A 25769-nucleotide genomic window follows, 5' to 3' on the forward strand; every position below is an offset into this window, starting at 1 on the left:
GGAGAGATCTACAATGTAGGACGCCCTTTGAACGGCGAGGAAGACGACTTCTCGTACATTATCAACGAAGAGACGAAGAAAGGCTTTTTCGCATCGAACCGAAAAGGCGGACAGGGCAACGACGATATCTACAGTTTTGTGGAAATGACGCCGTTGGACTTCACCTGTCATACAAATATCACGGGAATCGTAAAGGACCAAAAGACCAATGTACTGTTAACGGATGCATCGGTAACGGTATACGACAAGGATAACAAAGTGGTATCGAGTTCAAGCACGGACGAGAACGGAGCGTTCGAGATGGAAGGCAACTGCGCGGAAGGAAGTTATAAGGTGGTGGCTAGCAAAGCGGACTATGAGGAAGGCAACAAGACCTTCATGACCGTCAAGGCAGAAGATGCCATGGGTATAGAGATCGTACTGGCACAAGTGGACCCATCTGCACCGATAGGTACCGACCTTGCGAAATACCTGAACATAGAACCGATCTACTTCGATTTTGACAAGTATTTCATCAGAGAAGATGCAAGGGTCAGTATCAACAAGGTATTGGCATATTTGAACGAATACCCAAGAGTAAACGTACAGGTACGTTCGCATACGGATTCAAGGGCTAACGATGCGTACAACATGAAATTATCCGCCAACAGGGCAAAGGCAACAGCCGATTACCTAATAGCGGCAGGTATCCCGAGCAACAGGATCTCGTATGAAGGCTATGGCGAGACGGAGCTTACCAATGGCTGTAGCAATGGTGTACCTTGTAACAAAGAGAACCATCAACTCAACAGAAGGTCAGAGTTTATTGTGGTAGAATAGAATCAAACTTTTTAAGTAAATATAAAAGGGAAGGAGCATAGCTCCTTCCCTTTTTTTTGTTGATTAAGATTTTAGCTAATTTGAAAATTTTCATGCATTTAAATGATTTAGTACATGTATTACGCTAGGGGATTATCATAATTTTGCAGTAAATTCGAATCTTCCAAGGTTATATTTCATTGACCATTAAACTCTTTATTATAATAGAAAGCATGAAAAAATATATATTAATTACCTTCTGTTTATTTGTATTTGGCCATAGTAACTATGCACAAACAAAATTAGATGTGGTAGTAGAAAAGAAGATAGACTCCTTAATGGAGCTAATGACTCTTGAGGAAAAAGTAGGTCAAATGAACCAGTATAATGGTTTTTGGAATGTTACAGGTCCTATACCAGAAGAAGGTGATGCCTCTAATAAATTTGAGCATCTTAAAAATGGTTGGGTAGGCTCTATGTTAAATGTTACGGGTGTAGAAGAAGTTCGTAAGGTACAGAAGATTGTTGTTGAAGAATCTAGATTAGGTATCCCTTTAATTATTGGTTATGATGTAATTCATGGATATAGAACACAGAGCCCAATACCACTGGCAGAATCTGCTAGTTGGGATATGTATGCTATAAAAGCATCTGCGGCTATGGCTGCCGATGAAGCATCTGCAGCAGGAATTAACTGGACATTTGCCCCAATGGTAGATATATCTAGAGATGCCCGTTGGGGCAGGGTTATGGAAGGTGCAGGCGAAGATCCATATTTAGGTAGTCAAATTGCAAAAGCAAGAATTACAGGGTTTCAAGGCGAAGACCTTTCTGCACCAAATACTATAGCGGCAACAGCTAAACATTTTGCCGGTTATGGTTTTTCAGAAGCAGGTAGAGATTACAATACGGTAGATGTGGGTACATCAACATTGTACAATACCATTTTTCCGCCGTTTATGGCAGCGATAGAGGCTGATGTAAAAACATTCATGAATTCATTTAATGTACTTAATGGTATACCAGCTACCGGTAACTCCTTTTTACAAAGAGAGGTTTTAAAAGGAGAATGGGATTACCAAGGGTTTGTGGTTTCTGACTGGGGTTCAATGGCTGAAATGGTTGCTCATGGGTATTCTAAAGATGGAAAAGCTGCTGCTGAAAGTGCAGCAAATGCAGGTAGCGATATGGATATGGAATCTTATTTGTATGTAAAGCATTTAAAAATTTTGGTAGATGAAGGTAAAGTTTCCGTTGATAAAATTGATGATGCCGTAAGACGAATTTTAAGGGTAAAATATGAATTAGGTCTTTTTGATAACCCTTACAAATATTGTAACGAAGAGCGAGAAAAAGAAGTAATAGGAAGCGTCAAAAATAAAGCGATAGCATTAGATATGGCTGAAAAGTCTATAGTGCTTCTAAAAAACGAGAACCAATTATTGCCTTTAAAAAAGAAGGGAATGAACATAGCGGTTATTGGTCCGTTGGCGGCAGATAAAAACAGTCCATTAGGTGGTTGGAGACTTGCCGCGGAAGATAATTCTGCAGTATCTGTAATGGAAGGCTTAAAGAAATACAAAGGAAATAAACTGCACCACGAAAAAGGAGTAGAGTTGGTAAAAGGTAAGGAAGCTTTTGTCTTTGAAATTGATATAAACACTACAGATAGAACTGGTATTGCAGAAGCGGTAGAAGTAGCTAAAAATAAAGACGTAGTTGTCATGGTATTAGGAGAGCATGGTTTTCAGTCTGGAGAGGGTAGAAGTAGGGCTAGTTTAGATTTACCTGGTTTACAACAAGAATTATTAGAAGCTGTATATGCGGTAAATAAGAACATAGTTTTGGTTTTAATGAATGGAAGACCGTTGACTATTAATTGGGCAGATGAAAATATACCTGCAATAGTAGAAGCTTGGCAATTGGGTTCAACTAGTGGCGATGCTATTGCCAAAGTACTTTATGGCGATTATAACCCAAGTGGTAAATTGCCTATGACTTTTCCACGAAACGTGGGTCAGGTACCTTTGTATTATAATTATTTAAGTACAGGAAGACCAACGTATCCTGGTGATGATCTTGTTTTCTGGACGCACTATACAGATGAAGTAAACACACCTTTATATGAGTTTGGTTATGGGTTAAGTTATACTGAATTTACCTATGACAACTTAAAATTAAATACAAATTCCTTAAACAAAACTGGAGAGTTGAAAGTCAGTTTCGATTTGTCTAATACCGGTAAATATGAAGGTAAAGAAGTGGTTCAATTATACATTCAAGATTTGTTTGCCAGTATCACTAGACCTGTAAAAGAATTAAAAGATTTTAGAATGATTTCTTTAAAGCCTGGTGAGACTAAAAATGTGAGCTTTGTTATCACTCCTATGACTTTAGAATTCTATTCTGCAAATAATATATGGGAATCTGAAACGGGCGACTTTAAGGTCTTTATCGGTGGAAGCTCTAATACTCAGTTAGCTTCTGATTTTACATTGAAAGACTAAAAAGAATAGCTTCTAATTTTCAGTTTCTGAAAATTAGAAGCTATCATTAGTTTATTGATCTTACCAATCTTATATAATAATTTATTCTTTGGTCATCACATTGCGGACCATGACGTGTGGGCAATCTATAGTTTTACCGTTTTTTGAATTGCTACGCTACGTGACCTTCCCGTTTATATCCAACTGTAAACCTTTCATGTTGTTATATCAATTAGAATTATTTGTGCTTGACCAATAAAGAAGGATAGTTTTTTTTAAAATATTTTAAAACTTTCTATAATCAACTTAGTAGATTCGTATATTAAATTTTAGATAGTAATGTTTTAGTATAGATTCAGAAGAAGAATAGTTTGAGTTTAGTTAGGAAAGTACTTTTTTATAAACTATAAAAATTACTACAAACAAAAAAACCTCCAAATAATAAATATTTGAAGGTTTAAAAGTGACCGGGCTGGGGCTCGAACCCAGGACCCTCTCCTTAAAAGGGAGATGCTCTACCAACTGAGCTACCAGGTCAAAAAATCATAAGAACGTTAGCGTTAATTACTTATAAAATAAGTTTGAACGCTTAAATAAAAAAGCCTCTTTTTGGTGAAGAGGCTACTATTTATTGGTGACCGGGCTGGGGCTCGAACCCAGGACCCTCTCCTTAAAAGGGAGATGCTCTACCAACTGAGCTACCAGGTCAAAAGCAAATTCGGAAAATAATTCCCTCAATGCGGGTGCAAATATAAGTCGATTACTTTATTTTACAAACCCTTTTCAATATAAATTTATTTTTTTTTGAAAAGCGTATTAATTAGTCCAATTTTGTACAAATGAAAAACTTGAAAATAGTATTGTTAGGGTATATGGGTAGTGGCAAATCTACTGTTGGTAGAATTATAGCTAACCATTTGAATATTAAATTTTTAGATTTAGATGACTATATTGAAGAAGGTGAAGCAATGTCTATTGCTTCCATTTTTGAGACCAAAGGAGAAATCTATTTTAGAAAAAAAGAAATAGAATATTTAAATAAAATTTTTTCAAGTGAAGACAGTTTTGTGCTTTCTTTAGGTGGTGGTACTCCTTGTTTTGGTACTAATATGACCTTTGTAAATGAAAAAACTGCCAATTCTTTCTATTTAAATGTGGGTATAAATGAACTTTTTGATCGCCTGATAAAAGAAAAAAGTCATCGCCCCATGATTTCTCATTTACAAGATGAAGAACTGACTGAATTTATTGGGAAGCATTTATTCGAGAGAAGCTACTTTTATAATCAAGCACATCAAAAGGTAAAAAGTAATAATAATACTCCTACAGAGATTGCTGAAATGATTGTAAACAAACTAGTCTAAATAGACTCTATCGTTTTTGGTTTCAAAATGAACGTTTACATGCTCTTGTAAAGAGGTAGATAATGAAATACCTTTATAGTCTGCTTTAACCGGATACTTTTTATGGTTTCTATTCACCAAAACGGCAGTTTTAAGTTGCTTTAATGGAGTTTTTAGAAAATGGTGCACACCATATATTAAGGTAGTACCAGAATTTAAAACATCATCTACGATAACGACCGATTTATTAACGAAGTCAGCATCTGGCAATGACGTGGTTACACCGCTAGATAACGGGTCTGTTTTATCCATAGATAATTTACACAGTACAATTTTTGCCTCGGTAATCTTTTTAAGCTTAGCGACAATTTTCTTTGCAAATGCTAGTCCGCCACCGTCTATACCTGCAATAATGATTTCTTCTTCAGAAACATTTGCCTCATAGATTTGGTATGCTATACGTTCTATTTTATGTTGAATCTGTAAATGTGAAAGTATGGTATGTTGCATATGCTGTTCTTAAAACAATAAAGATAGGTATGTTTTTAAAAGTTTTAGTTAATCTTCAACTTCTTTACTTTTACTATCTGATTCTATAGTGCTTGTTTCATCAGTATTTGTATCGCCATCTAAATACTCATCAATATCTCTTCTATCTTTTTTGGTAGGTCGGCCAATACCTTTTTTACGATAATAATCTTTAGAGTATTGCAAGAGTTCGTTATGTTCAAATGCTTCTTTAGGTGTAGTGTCTTTTCTATAAATGTCTACTAGTTTGGCGCCAACACGACTTGGTGGTATGTCAAGAACCGTAAATTTATAATCTATCTGATTTTTGCGCACCACAACTTCATCCATCGGAAAAACCTCTTTTCCTGGTTTAGCAGTAATACCGTTAATTTTTGCATACCCTTTTTTACATGCTGTCGATGCAATGTTTCGGGTTTTAAAATATCGTGTGCTCCACAAGAATTTATCTATGCGCATTACGGGTTGTATTTCTTTGTTAACTTCCAAACAAAAATAAGGGAAAATTGTATCTTGCGCGTTCAAAATAAATTATTGATGAAATTGAAAAATGCCTATTTGCTAATAGCAGGTTTACTAATAATAAGTTCTTGTAAGAATGACGATGATGCTATTGGTGAAGTTGTACCACCAAGATTATTAAGCGAAGTAACCGTAGAGGATGACGCAGAAATCATAGAATTTTTAAAAACACATTTCTATAATAAAGAAGAGTTTGATACACCACCAGAAGGTTTTGATTATAAAATTGTATTCGATACTATTGCCGGTGATAACAGTGATAAGCAATCGCTATTTGATAGTCCAAATTTAATTACTCAAACTATTACCGTTGATTCTGAAGATTTGGGGAGGGCAGATGATGACGAGACAATTGATCAAACTTTATATACTTTGGTAGTAAGGCAGGGTGTTGTAGATGGTACACCTACAATTGGTGATTTTTCTATTCTTAGATATGAAGGATTGTTATTGGATGGAACTCTTTTTGATGCTTCCGTAAATCAGCCGATACGTTTTAACCTTTCTTCTGTGGTAAGAGGATTTGGTAATGGAATGAAAAATTTTCAAACTGGTACAGGACCTATCGAAAATGGTGATGGAACTATTAGTTATGAGGATTATGGTATTGGAGCTATTTTTATTCCAGCAGCTTTAGCATATTTTGATTCATCACCTAATACTGATGTACCTACATATTCTCCATTAATTTTTAAGGTAGATGCTTTTGCATATGAGCCAGATTCTGATTTGGACGGTGATTTAATCCCTTCAATTTTAGAAGATTTAAATGGTAACGGCTATCTGAATGATGATAATACTAATGAAGAGGCAGAAGCTGATATTAGAACCTATGTTGCAAATTATTTAGATCCTGATGATGACGGTGATGGTATTTTAACAATTGACGAAATTGAACTAGATGCCGATGGCAACTTTGTTGGCTTCTTAGATACAGATGGTGACGGTACGCCTGATCATCTTGATAATGACTTATAGTATTTCACTTTAAAGCATAAAAAAACCTCTTAAGAATTCTTAAGAGGTTTTTTGTTTCTTGCTGTTTTGTTTATAGTGCCAAAGACAAACTTAATATCAATTGATCTGGTCTAGTATCGATTCTACTAGGACCTAGAGTTGTAACGTTGGTGTTAATAAAGGATATTTCATTTTCACTAAATCCTCTTTCGTAACGTAGGTCTATCCCTAATTTACCAAGATTTACTCCGGCTCCAATATTCATCCCTACTGAAAAATCATTTTCTACGTCATCAATAGTAATACCATCAAACTCAGTATCTAAAATATATTGAAAACTAGGACCGGCAAAAACATGTAAAGGACCAACTAGGTTAATACCTAAAAGTACAGGCACATCTAATTTGCTCATGTCAAAATCGGCTCCGTCATAATCAGACTTTGTTTTGGTGTATACCAGTTCTGGTCTTACATATACTTTAGAAGCTCCAAATTTTCCGAAAACACCTACATGATACCCTACGTTTCTATCCGGATTTTTTGCAGCATCACCGGCAGATTCAAAATAATCTCCGTTTGCGTTGTAGTTTAATCCCCCTTTAACTCCAAATCCCGAATCACTCTGTGCTATTCCATAAAACCCAGAGAGCGCCATAAAGGCAACTAAAATTGTTTTTTTCATAATCATTGTTGTTTTGAGTGAAATTGGTATCAAATACAATACCAATTGTTCCCTTTCTCGTTATACCATCAGAACGGAGGTTAAATATCTTTATTGTTTACAGGTGTTTTTGGGTTAATTTTCATTTTATGAAGTTACTATAACCAACATTTAAGTTTATTACTTTCAGAAATATCTTTGCTTTTTATTAAGTTTTTCCCCCACACAGTTCATTATATTTGCAGCTAGAATTAGAAAATTTGAAGTTTACACTACATAATACCGATTTACAATCAAAGGCAAGGGCAGGTACTATTGTTACTGACCATGGTACTATTGAAACCCCAATTTTTATGCCGGTGGGTACGGTGGCGTCTGTAAAAGGAGTGCATCAAAAAGAATTAAGAGAAGAGGTAAACCCAGATATTATTCTTGGTAATACCTATCATTTGTTTCTTCGACCTAAAACAGAGATTTTAAAGAAAGCTGGCGGACTCCATAAATTTATGGGTTGGGATAGAAATATTCTTACCGATAGTGGCGGTTACCAAGTATATTCTTTGTCTGCGAATAGAAAGATAAAAGAAGAAGGGGTAAAATTTAAATCGCATATAGATGGATCTATGCATTTATTTACACCTGAAAATGTTATGGAGATTCAGCGTGTAATTGGCGCAGATATTATCATGGCATTTGATGAATGTACGCCTTACCCTTGCGATTATAATTATGCAAAGCGATCTATGCATATGACGCATAGGTGGTTAGATAGATGTATTAATCATCTTGAAAAAACACCTTTTGAGTATGATTATGAACAAACGTTTTTTCCTATAGTACAAGGTTCTACCTATAAAGATTTAAGAAGGCAATCTGCTGAGTATATTGCCAATGCTGGGGCGGAGGGTAATGCTATTGGCGGACTTTCAGTTGGTGAGCCGGCAGAAGAAATGTATGGCATGACTGAGGTCGTTTGCGAAATTTTGCCAGAAGATAAGCCACGATATTTAATGGGCGTAGGTACGCCAATTAATATTCTTGAAAACATTGCCCTAGGTATAGATATGTTCGATTGTGTGATGCCAACAAGAAATGCAAGAAACGGAATGTTGTTTACTGCACATGGTACCATAAATATTAAGAACAAGAAGTGGGAAGATGATTTTTCCCCTATAGATGAAATGGGAACTACTTTTGTAGACCATGAGTATTCTAAAGCATATTTAAGACATTTGTTTGCAGCCAATGAATATTTAGGCAAACAAATTGCAACAATTCATAACTTAGGCTTTTATATGTGGTTAGTGAGAGAAGCTCGTAAGCACATTATTGCAGGTGATTTTAGAGCTTGGAAAGATATTATGGTAAAACAAATGGATAAAAGGCTATAATGCTATCAATAATAGATAAATACATTCTAAAACGGTATCTAGCAACATTTTCGTTGATGCTCTTATTGTTTATTCCCATTGGTATAATGGTGAATTTAGCAGAGCAGATCGGTAAAATGATTGATAACGAAGCACCGTTGAATGAAATAGTAATGTATTATGTGAATTTTACGATTTACATTGGTAATCTATTATTTCCTATTTTTCTATTCCTTTCCGTAATATTCTTTACCTCTAAGTTGGCAAACAATACAGAAATTGTTGCCATATTAAGTTCTGGAGTTTCTTATGGTCGTTTTTTAAGACCTTATATAATAGGCGCTTCAATGGTCGCTGTTTTAATGTTCTTTATGACCATGTTTATTGTACCAAATGCTAGTGTTGGCTTCAATGAATTTAAATACAAATACCTGAAAAAAGGTAAACAGGATCGGGTGACCAACAATATTTTTAATCAGTTGAATGAGTCTGATTTTATATATGTTAGCAGCTTTGACCCCGCTAGACAGTTAGGTCATAACTTTACTTTTGAGCGATTTGATGAAAATAATGAGCTAGATTTTAAAATATCTGCAGCTAATATTCGATGGGTCGAAAAAGACTCTAGCTACCGCTTAACATCTTACAAAAAGCGAACGGTTTTAGGGGATACCGCAATTATTGAAAGTAAACGCCGCTTAGATACCATTTTTGCTTTTGATATAGGCGATTTAACGCCTGTGTCATATGTAGCAGAAACAAAGAACCTTTTTGAATTAGATACTTTTATTAAAGATCAAAGAAGAAAGGGAGCCTCAAATATTAATACTTATGTTTTGGTAAAGTACAAACGTTGGGCATTGCCATTAACGGCCTTTATCTTAACCATAATTGCTGTTTCGGTTTCTTCTGTTAAAAGACGTGGTGGTATGGGAGCCAATTTGGCATTCGGTATTTTAATTGCGTTTATATTTATATTTTTTGATAAGGTATTCGGTGTATTAGCCGAGCAATCTGGCTTTTCTCCTTTGCTCGCTGTCATTATACCTAATGTAGTTTTTGGATGTCTGGCATTTTATCTACTTCAAAATGCAAAAAGATAGAGTTCTTAATTTACTACACTTGCATTTTATTGTCTTTATTTGGGGCTTTACGGCCATTTTAGGCAAATTGATTACCATTGACTCTTTGCCATTGGTTTGGATTAGAATGGGGATGGCGACCCTATTTATTGCTATTTATATTTTTTTTGCAAAATTCAGTATTAAGGTTTCAAGAAAAACACTTTGCTGGTTGGTTGGTGGTGGTATTGTAGTAGCATTACATTGGGTCACCTTCTTTTTGGCTATAAAAGTATCTACCGTATCTGTTGCTTTGGCTATGATGTCTACGGGAGCTTTTTTTACAGCCTTAATGGAACCCTTTTGGTATAAACGAAAGATAATAGGTTATGAGATATTCTTTGGGTTAATGGTCGTAGCAGGACTCTATTTGATTTTTAAAGTAGAGACGGAGTATGTCTACGGTATGATAATCGCATTGATATCGGCATTTTTAGCAGCTGTTTTTTCGTTGATAAACGGAAAATTGGTGCAGAACCACAAACCATCAGTTATCTCTTTTTATGAATTAGGTGTAGGAATGGTTTTCTTATCTGTAATCTTGTTATTTAAAGGCGATTTTAATATGTCATGGGTGATGCTGCCTCAAATGGATTGGGTTTATCTAATAGTGTTAGCGCTTATTTGTACAGCATATGCGTTCATAGCATCAGTGAAAATTATGCGAGTTTTAACACCATATACGGTAATGCTAACAACAAATTTAGAGCCAGTATATGGTATTCTGCTGGCTTGGTTCATATTTGGATCAGAAGAAAAAATGAAACCAATGTTTTATGTGGGAGCCTTAATAATACTCAGTACGGTTATTGCAAACGGTATTTTAAAGCAAAGAGCGAATATTAAAAAAAGGGTACCCAAGATTTAGGTATTAAAGTTTTATCTTTGAGCCGCAACTAAAGAAACTTTATAGAAATATGGAATATTTGGATTTTGAACTTCCAATTAAAGAATTGGAAGAGCAATTGGACAAGTGCATGGTAATTGGAGAGGAAAGCGATGTTGATGTTACCGAGACTTGTAAACAGATTGAAAAGAAACTTACCGAAACCAGAAAAGATATATATAAGAATTTAACTGCTTGGCAACGAGTACAGTTATCTAGACATCCAAATAGACCTTATACATTAGATTATATCAAAGCTATTTGTGGTGATACCTTCTTGGAACTACACGGTGATCGTACTGTAAAGGATGACAAGGCCATGATCGGTGGTTTAGGTAAAATTGGTGATCAGAGCTATATGTTTATTGGTCAGCAAAAAGGATACAATACTAAAACGCGTCAGTATAGAAATTTTGGTATGGCCAACCCAGAAGGGTATAGGAAGGCTTTACGTTTAATGAAATCTGCTGAAAAGTTCCAAGTGCCTGTAGTTTGCTTAATAGATACACCAGGTGCTTACCCAGGTATTGAAGCAGAAGAAAGAGGACAAGGAGAGGCAATTGCAAGAAATATTCTTGAAATGACACGCCTTAAGGTGCCTATAATTGTTGTGATAATTGGTGAAGGAGCATCTGGTGGTGCTTTAGGTATAGGTGTGGGTGATAAGGTGTTAATGCTAGAGAATACATGGTATTCTGTTATTTCTCCAGAATCTTGTTCTTCAATTTTATGGAGAAGCTGGGAGTATAAGGAAAGAGCCGCCGAAGCTTTGAAACTGACAGCGACCGATATGAAAAAGTTGAAACTTATTGATGAAATCATTCGCGAACCTGCAGGTGGTGCTCATGCTAATAGACCAAAAACTTTTGAAACCGTAAAAAATAAAATTTCTTCTCATTTTGAAGATTTGCAAAAGTTATCACCAAAAGAATTGGTAAATCAGCGTATGGATAAATACGCACAGATGGGCGTTTTTAACGGCTAATCTGCATTTTAGGCTTCTTAAAAATATACCGAGGATTTTATTCCTCGGTTTTTTTATGTTATCAACAGAAAATCGTAACTTATTAACAGTCAATTGTTAGTCAACTGTGAACATCGAAAGTGATGTTTTTCACGTTAACTAAAGGTTAATTGTATACTTTCGCACTATGGAGAACACAAAACCTTTTGTCGCTCGAAAGATTGACAAATCTAATATTATAAGCCTTCAGAAAGGTAAAATTCCACCACAAGCTATTGATTTAGAGGAGGTTGTGTTGGGTGCTATGATGATAGATAAAAAAGGTGTTGATGAAGTTATCGATATTTTACACCCCGATGTTTTCTATAAAGACGCTCATAGATTTATTTACGAGGCTATCTTTATTCTCTTTGAAGAGTCACAACCGATCGATTTATTAACCGTTTCTTCACAACTTAAGAAATCAGGTAAATTAGAGATTTGTGGAGGAGATTTTTACTTGATAAAATTGACTCAAAAAGTAGCGTCATCTGCTCATATTGAGTTTCATGCACGTATTATTCTCCAGAAGTTTATTCAGCGTAGTTTGATTAAAATTTCTGGTGAAATTATTGAGGAGGCATATGATGAGGCTATCGATGTATTTGACTTGTTAGATACTGCTGAAGCAAAATTATATGATGTTACCCAAGGTAACTTAAAGCGTTCTGCAGAAACTGCGCAAGATTTGGTAATACAAGCCAAAAAACGAATTGAAGAGATTGCAGGTAAAGAGGGGATGAGTGGAGTCGCCTCTGGTTTCGATAAACTAGATAAGCTTACTTCGGGTTGGCAGCCAAGTGATTTAATTATTGTTGCAGCACGTCCTGGTATGGGTAAAACGGCTTTTACCTTATCTATGGCGAGAAATATGGCTGTAAATACAAATACACCTGTAGCTTTCTTCTCTTTAGAGATGTCCTCGGTACAGCTAATAACAAGACTAATTTCTTCTGAAACTGGTTTGTCTTCAGAAAAACTAAGGACGGGTAAGCTTGAAAAGCATGAGTGGGAACAATTGAATGTTAAAGTGAAAACTTTAGAAAAAGCACCTTTGTTTATTGATGATACTCCGTCACTATCCATTTTCGATTTACGTGCAAAAGCAAGGCGTCTTGCCTCTCAGCATGGTATAAAAATGATTATGATCGATTATTTGCAGTTAATGACAGCAGGTGGGAGTCAAAAAGGAGGAAATAGGGAACAGGAGATATCTACTATTTCTCGAAACTTAAAAGCGCTTGCAAAGGAATTGAACATTCCTGTAATTGCATTATCTCAGCTATCGCGTGCTGTTGAAACACGTGGTGGTAGTAAAAGACCTATTCTTTCGGATTTGAGGGAATCTGGAGCAATCGAGCAAGATGCAGATATTGTATCGTTCATCTATAGACCTGAGTATTATAAGATAGAAGAGTGGGATGATGAAGAACGTTCGCCAACTCAAGGTCAGGGAGAATTTATTGTAGCAAAACACCGTAATGGTGGTTTAGAAAATATTAGATTGAAGTTTATAGGTAATCAAGGTAAGTTCGATAACCTTGATGATTTTGACTCTCCTTTCGAGTTCCAATCGAAAATGAATGCAAATGAAGAGAATCCGTTTGCGACGAAAAACTTACCAAGTGCAGATGATGCCTTTGGTAGTAGCATGAATAGTAGTCCTGATTTGGATGAGGATAACGATGTTCCTTTTTAAACTGTAGTAATAATATATATTTAAAAAGTCTCCATTAGTGGAGACTTTTTGCGTTTGTAGCAAATCTATTTTCTGGAATATCACTTTACAATACCTTTAACGATAACTCAATTTGCGACCAAAGTTTTTACTTTATCTTTGAATTAATGTCTTGAATATAATATATGTCTAAAATTGTATCATCAGTTTTCTTTCTTCTTTTATCAGTGCAGCTATTCGCATCATCCATATTGATTCCGATGGATTCCGATACTCAGAAAAACCATTTAAAAGCTTATGGAATTACCTATTGGGTATTGGCAAAGCAACAAAAAGTACAATGGTTATTAAACTATCGAGGTGGTTCTTTTTTATTGCCAGATGGGGAAAGTATTAGAAAGGAATGTCAAATTAGGGGAGTAAGCTTTGAAATCTTATCTGATGCGCAGGCAAACGGTATACTAGATGAAATTAGTAGTCCATCAGTAAATCAAGATGCTGTAATATTAGAGAAGGCTCCAAGAATAGCAGTCTATTCTCCAAAAGATAAACAACCTTGGGATGATGCGGTAACTATGGCTTTGACGTATGCCGAAATTCCTTATACGACTATTTATGATGAAGAAGTATTAGGAGATAAGTTAGCATTGTATGATTGGCTTCATTTACATCATGAGGATTTCACTGGTCAATATGGTAAGTTTTATGGAGCATATAGAGCAACACCTTGGTATATAGAAGGAAAAAAGAATTCTGAAAAGTTAGCTAAGAAATTAGGATTTGATAAGGTCTCTGAAGAAAAAGGAGCAGTAGCTGTAAAAATAAGAAACTATGTTATTGGTGGCGGATTCATGTTTGCTATGTGTTCTGCAACCGATAGTTTTGATATTGCTTTAGCTGCTGATGGTATCGATATTGTAGAACCTATGTTCGATGGTGATGCTTCAGATCCAAACTATCAAGCAAATTTAGATTTTGGAAAGACCTTCGCTTTTACAGATTTTATCTTAGAACGTAGTCCGCTGAAATATGAATTCTCTTCAATTGATATGACAAATAAAAGAGGAAATGTGCCAAAGGAATCTGATTACTTTTCTCTGATGGATTTCTCGGCTAAATGGGACCCGGTGCCTACGATGCTTTGCCAGAATCATACCTCTTTGGTAAAAGGATTCATGGGGCAGACAACTGCTTTTACACGTTCTGAAATTAAGCCGACAGTATTAGTGTTAGGAGAAAATAAATTAAACGAAGAAGCAAGGTATATTCACGGAATTAAAGGAAAGGGATTCTTTACTTTCTATGGTGGTCATGATCCTGAAGATTACCAACATAGAGTAGGGGACCCAAAAACCGAATTAGAGTTACACCCAACTTCACCAGGGTATCGTTTAATACTTAATAATGTATTATTTCCGGCAGCCAGAAAGAAGAAGCAAAAGACATGAGTTCAATTTATGTACAGATTAAAATAAAAAACCGTGATCAATACTTTCGTATTGATCACGGTTTTTTTTATAAGGTTTCTTCTATGGGTCTAGAATACTCCAATAAAGTGACTGCCTGCAACATTCACTAATTCAGCACCTTTAGTTACTGTACCGGTTTCTGTTTCTACAACATAGATATTTCCGTTTTGACCAACAGCACCTTGAGTAAGGTAAATTTCTGTTCCTTCAACAACAAAGCCTTGGTATTGAAATAAGTAGAAATCTGGATCATAAGGAATGTCATTAATTTTTACTGCAGTCTTAGCATTTAGATCTACTAAAGCAAAAAATCCTTGCAGTCCAGCAACACCGTCAGCAGAACCATTATGACGATAAGCTAATACCGCTTTACCATTTGCAGCTGGTCTCCATGCTAAAATATATGCACCTTCTATACCTAAAGCATCGTCCAAATTGAAATCGTAAGTATCATCATATTCATTATCTGAATCAATCTTTAAAATATGAGAACCTTCAGGGTCGCTTTGATTTGCTTGATAAACACTGCCGTTGTATTCGAAAGAATTGATACTTCGGTAGCCATTTGTATTTCCATGTCCAACGGTAGAAGTAATAACTGAAGGATTAAGTAGGGAAGGGTAGTCTAAAACAATGGTTTTAGAACCTAAAATCTCAAAATCGCTATCACTTTCAGCGGTAGAAGGATCAACTTTGCTTAAACGAGCACCAATATATAATTTGTTTCCTGCAGCATTTAACGTAGGCATGTCTATTCTAGAGATATAATAACCGGCAGCTTCTTCCTCTGCGCTCAAAGGAACACTATGCTCTTGAAATTCTTTAATAGAAGAATTTACTAAATCTAAAGTTACTACACCAATAGTTGCTTCTGTTCGAGTATAATTGTCGTTCTCATCAAATTCATTTTCTGTATTTACATAGACAGCGGCACCTGTTTGATCTCCATCAAATAATTTTATCCATCTTGGAGCAGTTCCTACATAAGGTGCTATACTAACTTCTGATCCTGAGGGAGTAAAAACCTGTCCGCCTTCAACAGTGTATTTAGTATAATTTCCTCCAGTATCACCTGCGTAGCTAATATTAAAAATAGTATTACCGTCTTCAGAAGATTGCAATCTAGCCGTCCTGTTAGAAGGTGCTATAAATCCGTTTTCAAAAGGCTCAATAGAAACAGTAGGGTTTTTAGCATCAACACTAGTTACTGCGTAAATTAAAGTTCCACCATTACCATCACCAGGATCTTCTCCCATTTTAGCTCCCGCAACAGTAATCCATCTAGGCTCTTCCGGTTCAACAGTATCTGGTTCTTCTGTATCTGTTTCTGGTACTACTACAGTATCGTCTTCATTACTGCAAGCGGTCATAAGACCAGCAGTAAATATAATTGCAGCAAAGGTTTTTAGATTTAGAAACGTTCTTTTCATTTTTAGTATTAATTAAAAGATTAAAATTTATTTATTGCGTAATTCAGTTTTAGGTAAAAAGCTCTTCCTGGTTTTTGAACAGAAAGATTATCGTAAACGGGTTCGTCGAATATATTTTTGATATCAAAACTTACTATAAATTTGTTATTTGGAAATGCATAGCTAAGTCCGAAATCTTGTGATATTTGTTGGGGAACAGCAAAAAACTCATTACCAACGGTGTTGCTACCTTGAGCGGTAAGGAAAGAAAACTCATCGGTGAAGTACACATTGTAAAATGCATTAAGTCTAGACTTCTTCTGAATTAAATCTTTGAAAGAATAACGTAAACCACCATTCATGGTGAAAAATGGCGTATTAGGCACATTAATTTCTATTCCTTGGTTTTCAATTTTAAGATCAAATCGAGAAATATTGAAATTCAAACCAAAATTGTTGTCGTAAGAGTAATTTAGTTGCGCATCAAACCCTTTAGATGTGCCACTACCTTGGTTTACATATACAATTAATTCATCATCAACATTCAAAGATGTTTCAATAGGTAGACCAATTCTGTCTTTTATGTTACGGGTGAAAACATTGGTAGATATCGTAAAAGCATGTTTTTTAATATTGAAATTTCCAAATCTGAATCCTAAGTTGAAGTTCTCACTGCTTTCTGGGTCAATACTTGAATTGGCTACCACGTTATCACCATCATTACCGAAAATCTCAGTTTCGTCTGGTAATCTAATTGCTTTTTCTGCGGATGCTAATAAGGTGATACTAGGTACAATTTCGTAAGAAGCAGCAAAACCATAGCCATCATAATTTTTATTGCTACTGACTACTTCATCTACTACCACATCATTTCCGTCAGCGTCAGATTCAATAGCAGGATCAATACTAGTAGATTTCTGTTGGTAATGTTTGCCAAATAAATTTGCCTTTAATTTTTCATCAAATGCAGTTAACTCGTAGGTTAAGGAGTATATATTCTTTTTCAATTCTCGTGTTCCTACAAAAGTGTTTTCTAATACGGATCTTAGGGCATCGCTATCTTCTCGGTCGATTCCGCTATACACATGATTTATTGATACACTATGATGGTCGTTTATTGCGTAAGAAATACCACTTCTTATAGAGGCTACATTTCTTTTTATTTTAGCAAGTGTGGGGCCTCCTTCTTGTTGAGACCTCCAGGTGTATTGATATTCATTTCCTCTAAAATCAATTGCTCTTTCTCCGTTCCAGCTATATGCCCAAGAAACGGTGTCGTTAACAGCTCGGTTTCTTTTTCCGTATAAACCGTTCACTTTAACATCAAGCCCTTTTGTGAAAAGATCTTTCTTTTGGTAATTGATACTTCCCAATAACGCATCAGATTCTAAAAACCTATCCTTATATGGGGTTATGGTCATAAAAGCTCCATGCTGTACTTCTTTATAATCATCAGATCCAGTAACACCAATAAAAAATTGGTCAGACCATTTTACATCGGTAAAACCTATTTCTGCTCTACCACCAGTGGATCTGTAAGCATCATTGAATCTTCTTGCGGTTATAGGAGTTTGTACCCCGCCTAAGCCGGTAACAACAACACTTCTGCCCGATACCTTATAATCATTATCAGAGTAGTTGTGAAAAAGAGAAGCCTTAACGGTTAATCCTGATTTTTCAAATCGATATAAGCCATTTACACTGGCTTGTGTAGTATTGAATGATCCATAAGACAAAGATGCGTTAAAGTTAGTTTTAGCGTCATTGTGGAGCACTATATTAATAGCTCCGCCTAATGCGTCGTCGGCTAAATAACCAGGTACCACGCCTTTATAAACTTCAATGTTTTTAATCATTGAAGGAGGTATACTGTTTAGGTTGAATGAATTACCGTAAGTTGAAATGGGAATACCATCTATAAATATACGTACCGAGTTACCAGATAATCCGTTTAAACTATAGGTAACATCTGAGCCTAAGCCACCATTTTGACGAATTTTTACCCCAACAGTAGTATTCAGTAGTTCGTTGGTTTGTATATTTCTAAGGCTAGCTTCTTCTGTTTTTATTGCGCTGACAGCAAAACCTTTTGTTTCTAGTTTCGTTTCATGCGATTTACCGTTGATGGTAACTTCATCTAAATTCTCTGTAGATTCTTGTAGGGTAAAATCAAGATTGACTTTATTGTTACTTTCCGATATTTCAAAAGGTATTGAGCGCGTGCCATAACCAACAAATGAAACTACCAGGTTGTATTTTCCTTTTGGAATGTTGTTGATACTGTAGAAACCAATATCATTAGTAAGAACACCAAGTTTTAGTCCCTTAACCAATACACTTGCAAATGGTAAAGAATCGCCAGATGTATCTTGTACGGTACCCGAAACTGTTCCTGAAATTTGCTGTCCTTGAACAATTAAGAACATGAAGAAAGGTAAAACAGTGAAGATTTTTTTCATTTGATTTAAAATAGCTACTAATCTTTATTAAGATTAAGTCTAAATAAATTAGTTTTGCAAATCTAAAGCAGGAATGAGAAGGCAAGTACCGAGAAAGGAATTTAAACATACGCAAAAGGAAGTATTGAATTGGGAGAGGAAAAGCATATAAATAGCGAGTTGTTACGAAAAGAATTGCGAGTAGGTGAGTTGTTTAAAAACGGGTTCATTAATAACTCTGTTCAGTTCAATGAAGTAGAAGTAACCACTAAGGATAATAACTCTTTTATTAGAGGTGCAGACTTTTCTAATCTAGACCTAATTCATCAGTTCAATTCAGAAATTTGTGTAACAAGTGACAAACATTTAATAAAACTTCATTTTTCTTTAGAGGGAACTTATTGTTATCAACCTCTTAGGCATATCAAATATTTAGTTCAAATACCAGAAAACCACTGTAATATGTTTTACTACCCAACAACTGAGGGTAGAGATATATTTTTTAAAGGAAATGCTAAGCTATTTGAGATTTATGTAAAACCTAGTTTACTTCAAACCCTATTGGGAACAGAATTTGAAAGCTCTTTTGAAAAATTAAAAGCAGCAATAACTAACTCAAATTCTTTTGTATTATGGGATAAAAGTAAATTTATTCCGCCTCAAATTCGGAGTAAAATAAATGAGATAATTCAATGCCCTTATAAAGGAGAGATTAGAAAAACATATTTAGAAAGTAAATTGACGGTTTTAATGATAGATTTTCTTTTAGGCAGACAAACTTCTAAGCTTTCTAAGACTAATATAAAATTATTGAATTCTGATTATTTGGCAATTGTAAAGGTAGAAGCACACATTAGAAATAACTTAAAGGAGCCATTGAAAATTTTAGATTTAGCGAATATAGCAGGTTTTAATGCTACCAAGTTGAAAAGAGATTTTAAAAAAATATATGGGGTGACAGTGTTCAAATATATTACAGCAATACGTATGGAGGTTGCTAAGAGTTTAATAACCCAAGACGGGGCAACCATTGCTTTTGCAGCATACGAAGTAGGTTATGCAAATCCGCAGCATTTCACTACTGCTTTTAAAAGAACTATGGGGTATGTGCCAAGTGAGTTAAAACCTGCAGTACAGTAATTGGAGACGATGACTTTATTTGATAAGCATTTTTAATATATGTTCCACTCCATTTTCGTCATTACTTAACGTACTGTATTTAGCAACTTTTTTTACATTAGGATGAGCGTTTTCCATAGCAAACCCAAAGTCAGATAAAGCAAGCATTTCTAAATCGTTGTTATAATCTCCAAAAACCATTACTTCATCAGATTTTAAATTATAACTTTCCATAACCTTGGTTAATGCATAGCCTTTGTGCGCATTTATATTAGAGATATCTAACCAATTTTCACCTGAAACCTTAACTTTCAAATCACTCTCAAAGTGTTTTACAAACGGGTATATATATTGTTCGCTACTTTCAAAATGATAAATGGCAATTTTGATGACTTCAGAATCAAAAGCTGAAAGGTTATCTATAATCTCAAACTCGGTATAATATTCAGCAAGTTTGCTTACAAACTCATTTGATTTGCCAGTTAAATAAGCTTGATGTTTACCGCATAGTACTGGGTGTATATTGGGTATTTCGTTTAAACTTTTTAAAATATCTTTTACATGGTTTTTATCTAAAGGTGTAGCCAGAATTTCGGTATTTTGTTTCATGGCAAAACCTCCATTTTCAGCAATAACAATTATATCATCTTTTATAGACGCTAATTTGTCTATGATGCTATTGTACTGTCTGCCGCTCGCAGCTACAAAGATGATACCTTGCGATTTTAAATCTTTAAAAATGTCAAAGAATTGATCGCTGACCTGGTGATCGGAGTTTAGAAGTGTCCCGTCCATATCAGAAACAACCATTTTAATCTTTGATAAATCCATGTAGTTTTATTTTACTACAAAGATATTTCAACCAAGTTTAGTAATGTGGCTAAAAGCAAAGTTTTACCTTTATTTAATAATATATAAAGTATGAAATTATTTCAAAAAGAGATTACATTACCGTCTTATCAAAGAGGGTTTCATATTATTACGGATCTTGTCATTAATAGTATCCCTGAAATTAAACAAATACATACAGGGTTTTTACAAGTATTTATCAAGCATACATCTGCAAGTTTAACAATTAATGAGAATGCAGACCCAACTGTTCGTGATGATTTTGAGTCTCATATTAATGTATTAGTTCCTGAAAATGTACCGTATTACAAACATGATTATGAAGGGTCAGACGATATGCCTGCACATATTAAGGCATCATTAATGGGTGCTTCGGTACAAATACCGGTAACCAATGGTAAATTAAATATGGGTATCTGGCAGGGAGTTTATCTTTGTGAGCATAGAAATTATGCGTCTGGTAGAAATATAGTTTTGACTTTGTGGGGAAATTGATTTTTGACTAACTTGAAATAAAGTAAAAAGGATATGACAACAGAAGAATCTATTTTAAATAAAATTCAAATACTAATCACCAATCATTTTCAAACTCCTGAAATGGCTTTTAATTTTTTTGATGAGGATAATGATCAGAAACTTACAAAGGCAGAAACTGTCAAGCTATTGAAAGATGCAGAAATAAGTGGATTCATTAGAGGTATTGTGTCTTCAAAGCTAATCGAAGGGTATGATAAAAATGGTGATGAGTTAATTGATTGGGAAGAGTTTAAAACGGCAATATCTAAAATTAAAAAATCCGATTCGTAAGAATCGGATTTTTCAAAAAGTGAGATTGTTATTAATTTATTTTACCTGATCTACAACTGCCTTAAAGGCATCTGGGTGATTCATTGCTAAATCTGCAAGAACTTTTCTGTTAAGTTCTATATTCTTAGCTTTTACTTTTCCCATAAATTGAGAGTAAGACATTCCGTGTTGTCTAGCACCTGCATTAATACGGGTAATCCACAATGAACGAAAAGTTCTTTTCTTGTTTCTACGGTCTCTGTAAGCATATAACATTGCTTTTTCAACCGCATTTTTGGCTACTGTCCAAACGTTTTTACGTCTTCCAAAGTAACCTTTGGCTTGCTTCATTACCTTTTTTCTTCTGGCTCTTGAAGCTACTGCATTTACTGATCTTGGCATTTTTTTCTAATTTTTTGTAGTAGGCGTTCTTTTAATTTAAGAAACTTTTAAAGCCTAACTCCATGGTTAATAATTTTACCTGTTAAAGAGTTGTTTACTTTAAACGTAATTGCTCTTTAATACTGTTAACGTCTGCTTGATGAACTAAACCATCATGTGTTAACTTTAGCTTACGCTTTTTAGATTTTTTAGTCAAAATATGACTCTTAAAAGCGTGCTTTCTTTTAATTTTACCTGTACCTGTAAGCTTAAAACGCTTCTTAGCACTGGATTTTGTTTTTTGTTTAGGCATTTTCTCCTAGTTTATATATTAATCTCACTTTGCATGCTAAACGCTGCCCACAATTGTAAGCAGCGTTTAGTATTTTATAAATACATTCGGTCGCAATGCGAAGCCGAAGTGTTATTTTATTTTCCCTTAGTCTTAGGCGCAATGAACATTGTCATACGCTTTCCTTCTAATTTAGGCATCTGTTCTACCTTTCCTAATTCTTCCAATTCAGAGGCTAATTTCAATAATAGAATTTCACCCTGATCTTTATAGACAATAGAACGACCTTTAAAAAATACGTACGCTTTTAGTTTAGCTCCTTCTTTAAGGAACTTTTCAGCGTGTTTCTTTTTAAAGTCATAATCATGATCATCTGTATTAGGACCAAATCTTATTTCCTTAACAACAACCTTAGAAGCTTTCGCTTTCATGGCTTTGTCTCTTTTCTTCTGCTCGTATAAAAACTTTTTATACTCCATTATTTTACAAACAGGAGGGTCTGCCTTTGGGGAAATCTCCACCAAATCCAAACCTAATTCTTCTGCTTTCTCAAGAGCCTGAGGAAAAGGATATACACCTACTTCAACATTGTCACCTACCAACCTAACTTTTGGGGCTGTTATCTTTTCATTGATATTATGGGGATTCTTATTTTCCCTTCTAGGTTGTGGTCTAAATCTTTTACGTATTGCTATGACTAAATAATTTTAATTAAACTTTCTATTCTTTAAACGTCTTTAAGGTACTATTTATTTCTTTGTTGACCAAGTCTGTAAACATAGTTACGTCTATCGCTCCTAAGTCTTCACCACCATGCTTACGCACAGAAATGGTGTTTGCTACTTCATCATTGTCCCCTACGATCAGCATGAATGGAACTTTACTCATTTCTGCTTCTCGTATTTTCTTACCAATAGTCTCGTTTCTACTATCGATAAGGGCGCGAATTTCGTTATTTTCTAGGGATTTTAAAACTTTTTGAGCATATTTTTCATGTTTTTCGCTAACAGGAAGAATAATAGCTTGTTCAGGGGTTAACCATAAAGGGAAATTACCACCTGTGTGTTCTATTAATAATGCTATAAAACGTTCCATACTTCCAAAGGGAGCACGATGTATCATTACTGGTCTGTGTAGCTCATTGTCACTGCCTTTATAGGTTAAATCAAATCTTTCTGGAAGGTTGTAATCTACCTGAATTGTACCCAATTGCCATTGTCTACCTAAAGCATCTTTTACCATGAAATCTAACTTAGGTCCGTAAAAAGCAGCTTCGCCACTTTCTATGACATAATTAAGTCCTTTTTCTTTAGCGGCATTTATAATAGCTTGTTCTGCTTTTTCCCAGTTTTCTACTGATCCAATATATTTTTCTGGTGTGTCTAAATCACGTACCGATACTTGAGCAGTGAAATCATCAAAGCCTAAGGATCCAAGTACATATAATGACAAATCTATTACTTCTTTAAATTCTTCATCTAATTGATCTGGTGTGCAAAAAATATGTGCGTCATCTTGAGTAAACCCTCTTACTCTAGTTAGTCCATGTAGCTCTCCACTTTGTTCATATCTATATACAGTACCAAATTCAGCAAATCTTTTAGGAAGTTCTTTGTAGCTAAATGGTTTAGCGTTATAAATTTCACAGTGATGTGGGCAGTTCATTGGTTTCAACAAAAACTCTTCATCTTCCTTTGGTGTATGAATAGGTTGAAAGCTATCAGCTCCATACTTTTCATAATGTCCAGAGGTAACATATAGTTCCTTTTGACCAATATGAGGAGTAACTACCATTTCATAACCAGCTTTCTTTTGTGCCTTTTTCAAGAATTGTTCTAAACGTTCTCTTAGTGCAGCTCCTTTAGGTAGCCATAAAGGTAAACCTTGTCCTACTTTTTGAGAAAAAGTAAATAGTTCTAATTCTTTACCTAGCTTTCTATGGTCACGTTTTTTAGCTTCTTCTAAAAGTGCTAAATATTCAGTAAGCTCTTTCTGTTTTGGAAATGATATACCATATATACGTGTTAGTTGTGGATTGTTTTCATTTCCTCTCCAATACGCACCGGCAACACTTAATATTTTAATTGCTTTTACAATTCCTGTATTTGGAATATGACCACCACGACATAAATCTGTAAAGGTGTCATGGTCGCAAAATGTAATAGTACCATCTTCAAGGTTTTCTATCAATTCTACCTTATACTCATTACCTTGGTTTTTGTAAAAATCAAGAGCTTCTGCTTTTGAAACTTCTCTCATTTTATAATCGTGCTTCCCTCTTGCAATTTCTAGTGCTTTCTTTTCTATGGTAGGGAAGTCTTTATCAGAAATAGAACCTGTAGGAAGTTCAACGTCATAATAAAATCCATTATCAATAGCCGGGCCTATAGTAAGTTTTACTCCTGGGTAAAGTTCTTCTATAGCTTGGGCTACAATATGTGATGTTGAATGCCAAAAAGCGGTTTTACCTTCTTTGTCATTCCATGTATATAAAATTAAGCTCCCGTCAGTGTGTAATGGTGTGGTGGTTTCAACAATGGTATTGTTGAATTTTGCAGAAATAACATTACGTGCTAATCCTTCGCTTATGCTTTTAGCAACCGCTATTGGGGTTGTATCTTTTTCAAATTCCTTAACCGATCCGTCTGGAAGTGTAATTTTAATCATTTGTGTACATATTATAGGGTGTCAAAGATAATATGAACTATTCACGTCCGCAATAGATTCACGCTATAATGTAAGGTATACATATAGTATTGTTTAGTTTGCTATTAGTGTAGGTTGTTATGGTGTCAGTTTTAGAATCATATTCTTTGATCATTTTTGAATATATCAGTAGCTTTTTTAGTAAAATTCAATCTGTTTATTATGTGCTATAATCTTAAAGTGTTATTTATTAGGATGTTGCATATTGATGTAAATTTTTCTTTAATTTTATTTAAATAAATAGTTGTGATATTAAGAATAGTGTGTACATTTGCACCCCGCAAACGAGGAAGATAATTTCTGAATCGGGAGTTGGAAAAAGGTTCATGTATATGTTGATTTGATCTGGGAAAAAAGAAAAAATATTTTTTTTCAAAATAAGTTGTCAGGTTAAAAAACAGTTGTATATTTGCAGCCGCTTAGGGAAACACCTAAGGGAAACGAAGCGAAGAAATCGAGAGATTTGATGCGGAGTGGATAGAAGTTCATTGAAATATTGTGGAGATAAGAATCGAGTTCAGGTGAGGACCTGGACGAGAGGAACAAGAATTAAGGAAACATATAATTTAGTGTATGTCTGGGGAGAAATCGAAAGGCATATATAAGGAATTGAATCGAGAGTCGGGGCCGGGAGAAATTTGGACTTCGTTGGGACGAATATTTACAAAACAACGATGAAGAGTTTGATCCTGGCTCAGGATGAACGCTAGCGGCAGGCCTAACACATGCAAGTCGAGGGGTAACAGGGAGCTTGCTCCGCTGACGACCGGCGCACGGGTGCGCACCGCGTATGGAACCTACCTTGTACAGGGGAATAGCCCAGGGAAACTTGGATTAATGCCCCGTAGTACCACGCTCTGGCATCAGGATGTGGTTAAAGCCTTCGGGCGGTACAAGATGGCCATGCGTCCCATTAGTTTGTTGGTAAGGTAACGGCTTACCAAGACTACGATGGGTAGGGGCCCTG

Annotated in this window: 23 protein-coding genes, 2 tRNA genes and 1 rRNA gene; 14 read left to right on the forward strand and 12 right to left on the reverse strand. The window is 35.1% G+C overall.

The window, feature by feature from the left end; genetic code table 11:
- Together BUC31_RS19635 and bglX are read left to right on the forward strand one after the other, a co-directional pair.
- Window positions 1–819: OmpA family protein (locus BUC31_RS19635; protein ID WP_211573896.1), on the forward strand; the 819-nt coding region annotated here is incomplete at its 5' end.
- A gap of 212 nt (window positions 820–1031) precedes the next feature.
- Entirely contained in the window at window positions 1032–3305 is a 2274-nt protein-coding gene (gene bglX / locus BUC31_RS19640; protein ID WP_073247458.1) for a beta-glucosidase BglX, read from the forward strand.
- A gap of 443 nt (window positions 3306–3748) precedes the next feature.
- Here the strand turns inward: bglX and BUC31_RS19645 are convergent.
- Both BUC31_RS19645 and BUC31_RS19650 read right to left on the reverse strand, forming a co-directional pair.
- Window positions 3749–3821: transfer RNA gene (locus BUC31_RS19645), tRNA-Lys, on the reverse strand.
- Between the two features lie 95 nt (window positions 3822–3916).
- A tRNA-Lys gene (locus tag BUC31_RS19650) sits at window positions 3917–3992 on the reverse strand.
- A gap of 140 nt (window positions 3993–4132) precedes the next feature.
- Here BUC31_RS19650 and BUC31_RS19655 point away from each other — a divergent pair.
- Window positions 4133–4648 carry a shikimate kinase gene (locus tag BUC31_RS19655; RefSeq protein WP_396627754.1) on the forward strand — a complete coding sequence of 172 codons (516 nt, stop codon included), beginning with the start codon at window positions 4133–4135 and terminating at the stop codon, window positions 4646–4648.
- Here BUC31_RS19655 and BUC31_RS19660 read toward each other — a convergent pair.
- Together BUC31_RS19660 and BUC31_RS19665 are read right to left on the reverse strand one after the other, a co-directional pair.
- Window positions 4640–5137 carry a phosphoribosyltransferase family protein gene (locus BUC31_RS19660; protein WP_073247461.1) on the reverse strand — a complete coding sequence of 166 codons (498 nt, stop codon included), beginning with the start codon at window positions 5135–5137 and terminating at the stop codon, window positions 4640–4642. The two genes, BUC31_RS19655 and BUC31_RS19660, sit on opposite strands and share 9 nt — an antisense overlap.
- Before the next feature lie 48 nt (window positions 5138–5185).
- Window positions 5186–5614: an RNA-binding S4 domain-containing protein gene (locus BUC31_RS19665; RefSeq protein WP_073247493.1), complete on the reverse strand. Its 429-nt coding sequence runs from the start codon at window positions 5612–5614 to the stop codon at window positions 5186–5188.
- A gap of 78 nt (window positions 5615–5692) precedes the next feature.
- Here BUC31_RS19665 and BUC31_RS19670 point away from each other — a divergent pair, with 78 nt between their 5' ends.
- The gene (locus BUC31_RS19670) at window positions 5693–6655 is read left to right on the forward strand and encodes an FKBP-type peptidyl-prolyl cis-trans isomerase (RefSeq protein ID WP_073247463.1); all 963 of its coding nucleotides are present in this window, start codon (window positions 5693–5695) and stop codon (window positions 6653–6655) included.
- A 70-nt stretch (window positions 6656–6725) separates the two neighbouring features.
- On the opposite strand, the gene BUC31_RS19675 is transcribed toward BUC31_RS19670, so the two are convergent.
- Entirely contained in the window at window positions 6726–7316 is a 591-nt protein-coding gene (locus BUC31_RS19675; RefSeq protein ID WP_073247495.1) for a porin family protein, read from the reverse strand.
- Window positions 7317–7555: 239 nt separating this feature from the next.
- On the opposite strand from BUC31_RS19675, the gene tgt reads away from it, so the two are divergent.
- From tgt to BUC31_RS19705, 6 genes are all read left to right on the forward strand, one after another.
- Window positions 7556–8686, forward strand: coding sequence for a tRNA guanosine(34) transglycosylase Tgt (gene tgt / locus BUC31_RS19680; RefSeq protein WP_073247497.1), 1131 nt, complete (start codon window positions 7556–7558; stop codon window positions 8684–8686).
- Window positions 8686–9768, forward strand: a complete 1083-nt coding sequence (locus BUC31_RS19685) for an LptF/LptG family permease (RefSeq protein WP_073247465.1) — start codon at window positions 8686–8688, stop codon at window positions 9766–9768. The genes tgt and BUC31_RS19685 overlap by 1 nt, the downstream gene beginning before the upstream one ends.
- Window positions 9755–10654: a DMT family transporter gene (locus tag BUC31_RS19690; RefSeq protein ID WP_073247467.1), complete on the forward strand. Its 900-nt coding sequence runs from the start codon at window positions 9755–9757 to the stop codon at window positions 10652–10654. Before BUC31_RS19685 ends, BUC31_RS19690 begins: the two co-directional genes overlap by 14 nt.
- Before the next feature lie 49 nt (window positions 10655–10703).
- The gene (locus tag BUC31_RS19695; RefSeq protein WP_073247469.1) at window positions 10704–11657 is read left to right on the forward strand and encodes an acetyl-CoA carboxylase carboxyltransferase subunit alpha; all 954 of its coding nucleotides are present in this window, start codon (window positions 10704–10706) and stop codon (window positions 11655–11657) included.
- Window positions 11658–11823: 166 nt separating this feature from the next.
- A complete protein-coding gene (dnaB, locus tag BUC31_RS19700; protein ID WP_073247471.1) occupies window positions 11824–13374 on the forward strand; it encodes a replicative DNA helicase in 1551 nt (516 codons plus the stop codon).
- A gap of 164 nt (window positions 13375–13538) precedes the next feature.
- On the forward strand, window positions 13539–14801 hold the full coding sequence (locus tag BUC31_RS19705) for an asparagine synthetase B (RefSeq protein ID WP_073247473.1): 1263 nt from the start codon (window positions 13539–13541) through the stop codon (window positions 14799–14801).
- 89 nt (window positions 14802–14890) lie between these two features.
- Here BUC31_RS19705 and BUC31_RS19710 read toward each other — a convergent pair whose 3' ends face one another.
- Window positions 14891–16252 (reverse strand): hypothetical protein, encoded by a 1362-nt coding sequence (locus tag BUC31_RS19710; protein WP_073247475.1) that lies wholly within the window; start codon window positions 16250–16252, stop codon window positions 14891–14893.
- 20 nt (window positions 16253–16272) lie between these two features.
- Window positions 16273–18690, reverse strand: coding sequence for a TonB-dependent receptor (locus BUC31_RS19715; RefSeq protein ID WP_084135104.1), 2418 nt, complete (start codon window positions 18688–18690; stop codon window positions 16273–16275).
- Between the two features lie 129 nt (window positions 18691–18819).
- On the opposite strand from BUC31_RS19715, the gene BUC31_RS19720 reads away from it, so the two are divergent.
- Window positions 18820–19809 (forward strand): helix-turn-helix domain-containing protein, encoded by a 990-nt coding sequence (locus BUC31_RS19720; RefSeq protein ID WP_073247477.1) that lies wholly within the window; start codon window positions 18820–18822, stop codon window positions 19807–19809.
- Between the two features lie 15 nt (window positions 19810–19824).
- Here the strand turns inward: BUC31_RS19720 and BUC31_RS19725 are convergent, their stop codons facing one another.
- Entirely contained in the window at window positions 19825–20619 is a 795-nt protein-coding gene (locus tag BUC31_RS19725; protein WP_073247479.1) for a Cof-type HAD-IIB family hydrolase, read from the reverse strand.
- A gap of 90 nt (window positions 20620–20709) precedes the next feature.
- Between BUC31_RS19725 and BUC31_RS19730 the strand changes: the two genes are divergently transcribed.
- Both BUC31_RS19730 and BUC31_RS19735 read left to right on the forward strand, forming a co-directional pair.
- On the forward strand, window positions 20710–21132 hold the full coding sequence (locus tag BUC31_RS19730) for a secondary thiamine-phosphate synthase enzyme YjbQ (protein ID WP_073247481.1): 423 nt from the start codon (window positions 20710–20712) through the stop codon (window positions 21130–21132).
- A 33-nt stretch (window positions 21133–21165) separates the two neighbouring features.
- Window positions 21166–21444, forward strand: a complete 279-nt coding sequence (locus BUC31_RS19735; protein ID WP_073247483.1) for an EF-hand domain-containing protein — start codon at window positions 21166–21168, stop codon at window positions 21442–21444.
- 36 nt (window positions 21445–21480) lie between these two features.
- Here BUC31_RS19735 and rplT read toward each other — a convergent pair whose 3' ends face one another.
- The 4 genes from rplT to thrS form a co-directional block, all read right to left on the reverse strand.
- The gene (gene rplT, locus BUC31_RS19740; RefSeq protein ID WP_073247486.1) at window positions 21481–21825 is read right to left on the reverse strand and encodes a 50S ribosomal protein L20; all 345 of its coding nucleotides are present in this window, start codon (window positions 21823–21825) and stop codon (window positions 21481–21483) included.
- A gap of 94 nt (window positions 21826–21919) precedes the next feature.
- Window positions 21920–22117: a 50S ribosomal protein L35 gene (gene rpmI / locus BUC31_RS19745; protein ID WP_027064530.1), complete on the reverse strand. Its 198-nt coding sequence runs from the start codon at window positions 22115–22117 to the stop codon at window positions 21920–21922.
- A gap of 116 nt (window positions 22118–22233) precedes the next feature.
- Window positions 22234–22791: a translation initiation factor IF-3 gene (gene infC / locus BUC31_RS19750; protein ID WP_084135105.1), complete on the reverse strand. Its 558-nt coding sequence runs from the start codon at window positions 22789–22791 to the stop codon at window positions 22234–22236.
- A gap of 25 nt (window positions 22792–22816) precedes the next feature.
- Window positions 22817–24763 carry a threonine--tRNA ligase gene (gene thrS, locus BUC31_RS19755; protein WP_073247491.1) on the reverse strand — a complete coding sequence of 649 codons (1947 nt, stop codon included), beginning with the start codon at window positions 24761–24763 and terminating at the stop codon, window positions 22817–22819.
- A gap of 710 nt (window positions 24764–25473) precedes the next feature.
- On the opposite strand from thrS, the gene BUC31_RS19760 reads away from it, so the two are divergent.
- A 16S ribosomal RNA gene (locus BUC31_RS19760) occupies window positions 25474–25769 on the forward strand; the annotation flags it as partial.

Origin of the sequence: Maribacter aquivivus, from assembly GCF_900142175.1 — a bacterium.
Taxonomy (GTDB): Bacteria; Bacteroidota; Bacteroidia; order Flavobacteriales; family Flavobacteriaceae; genus Maribacter; species Maribacter aquivivus.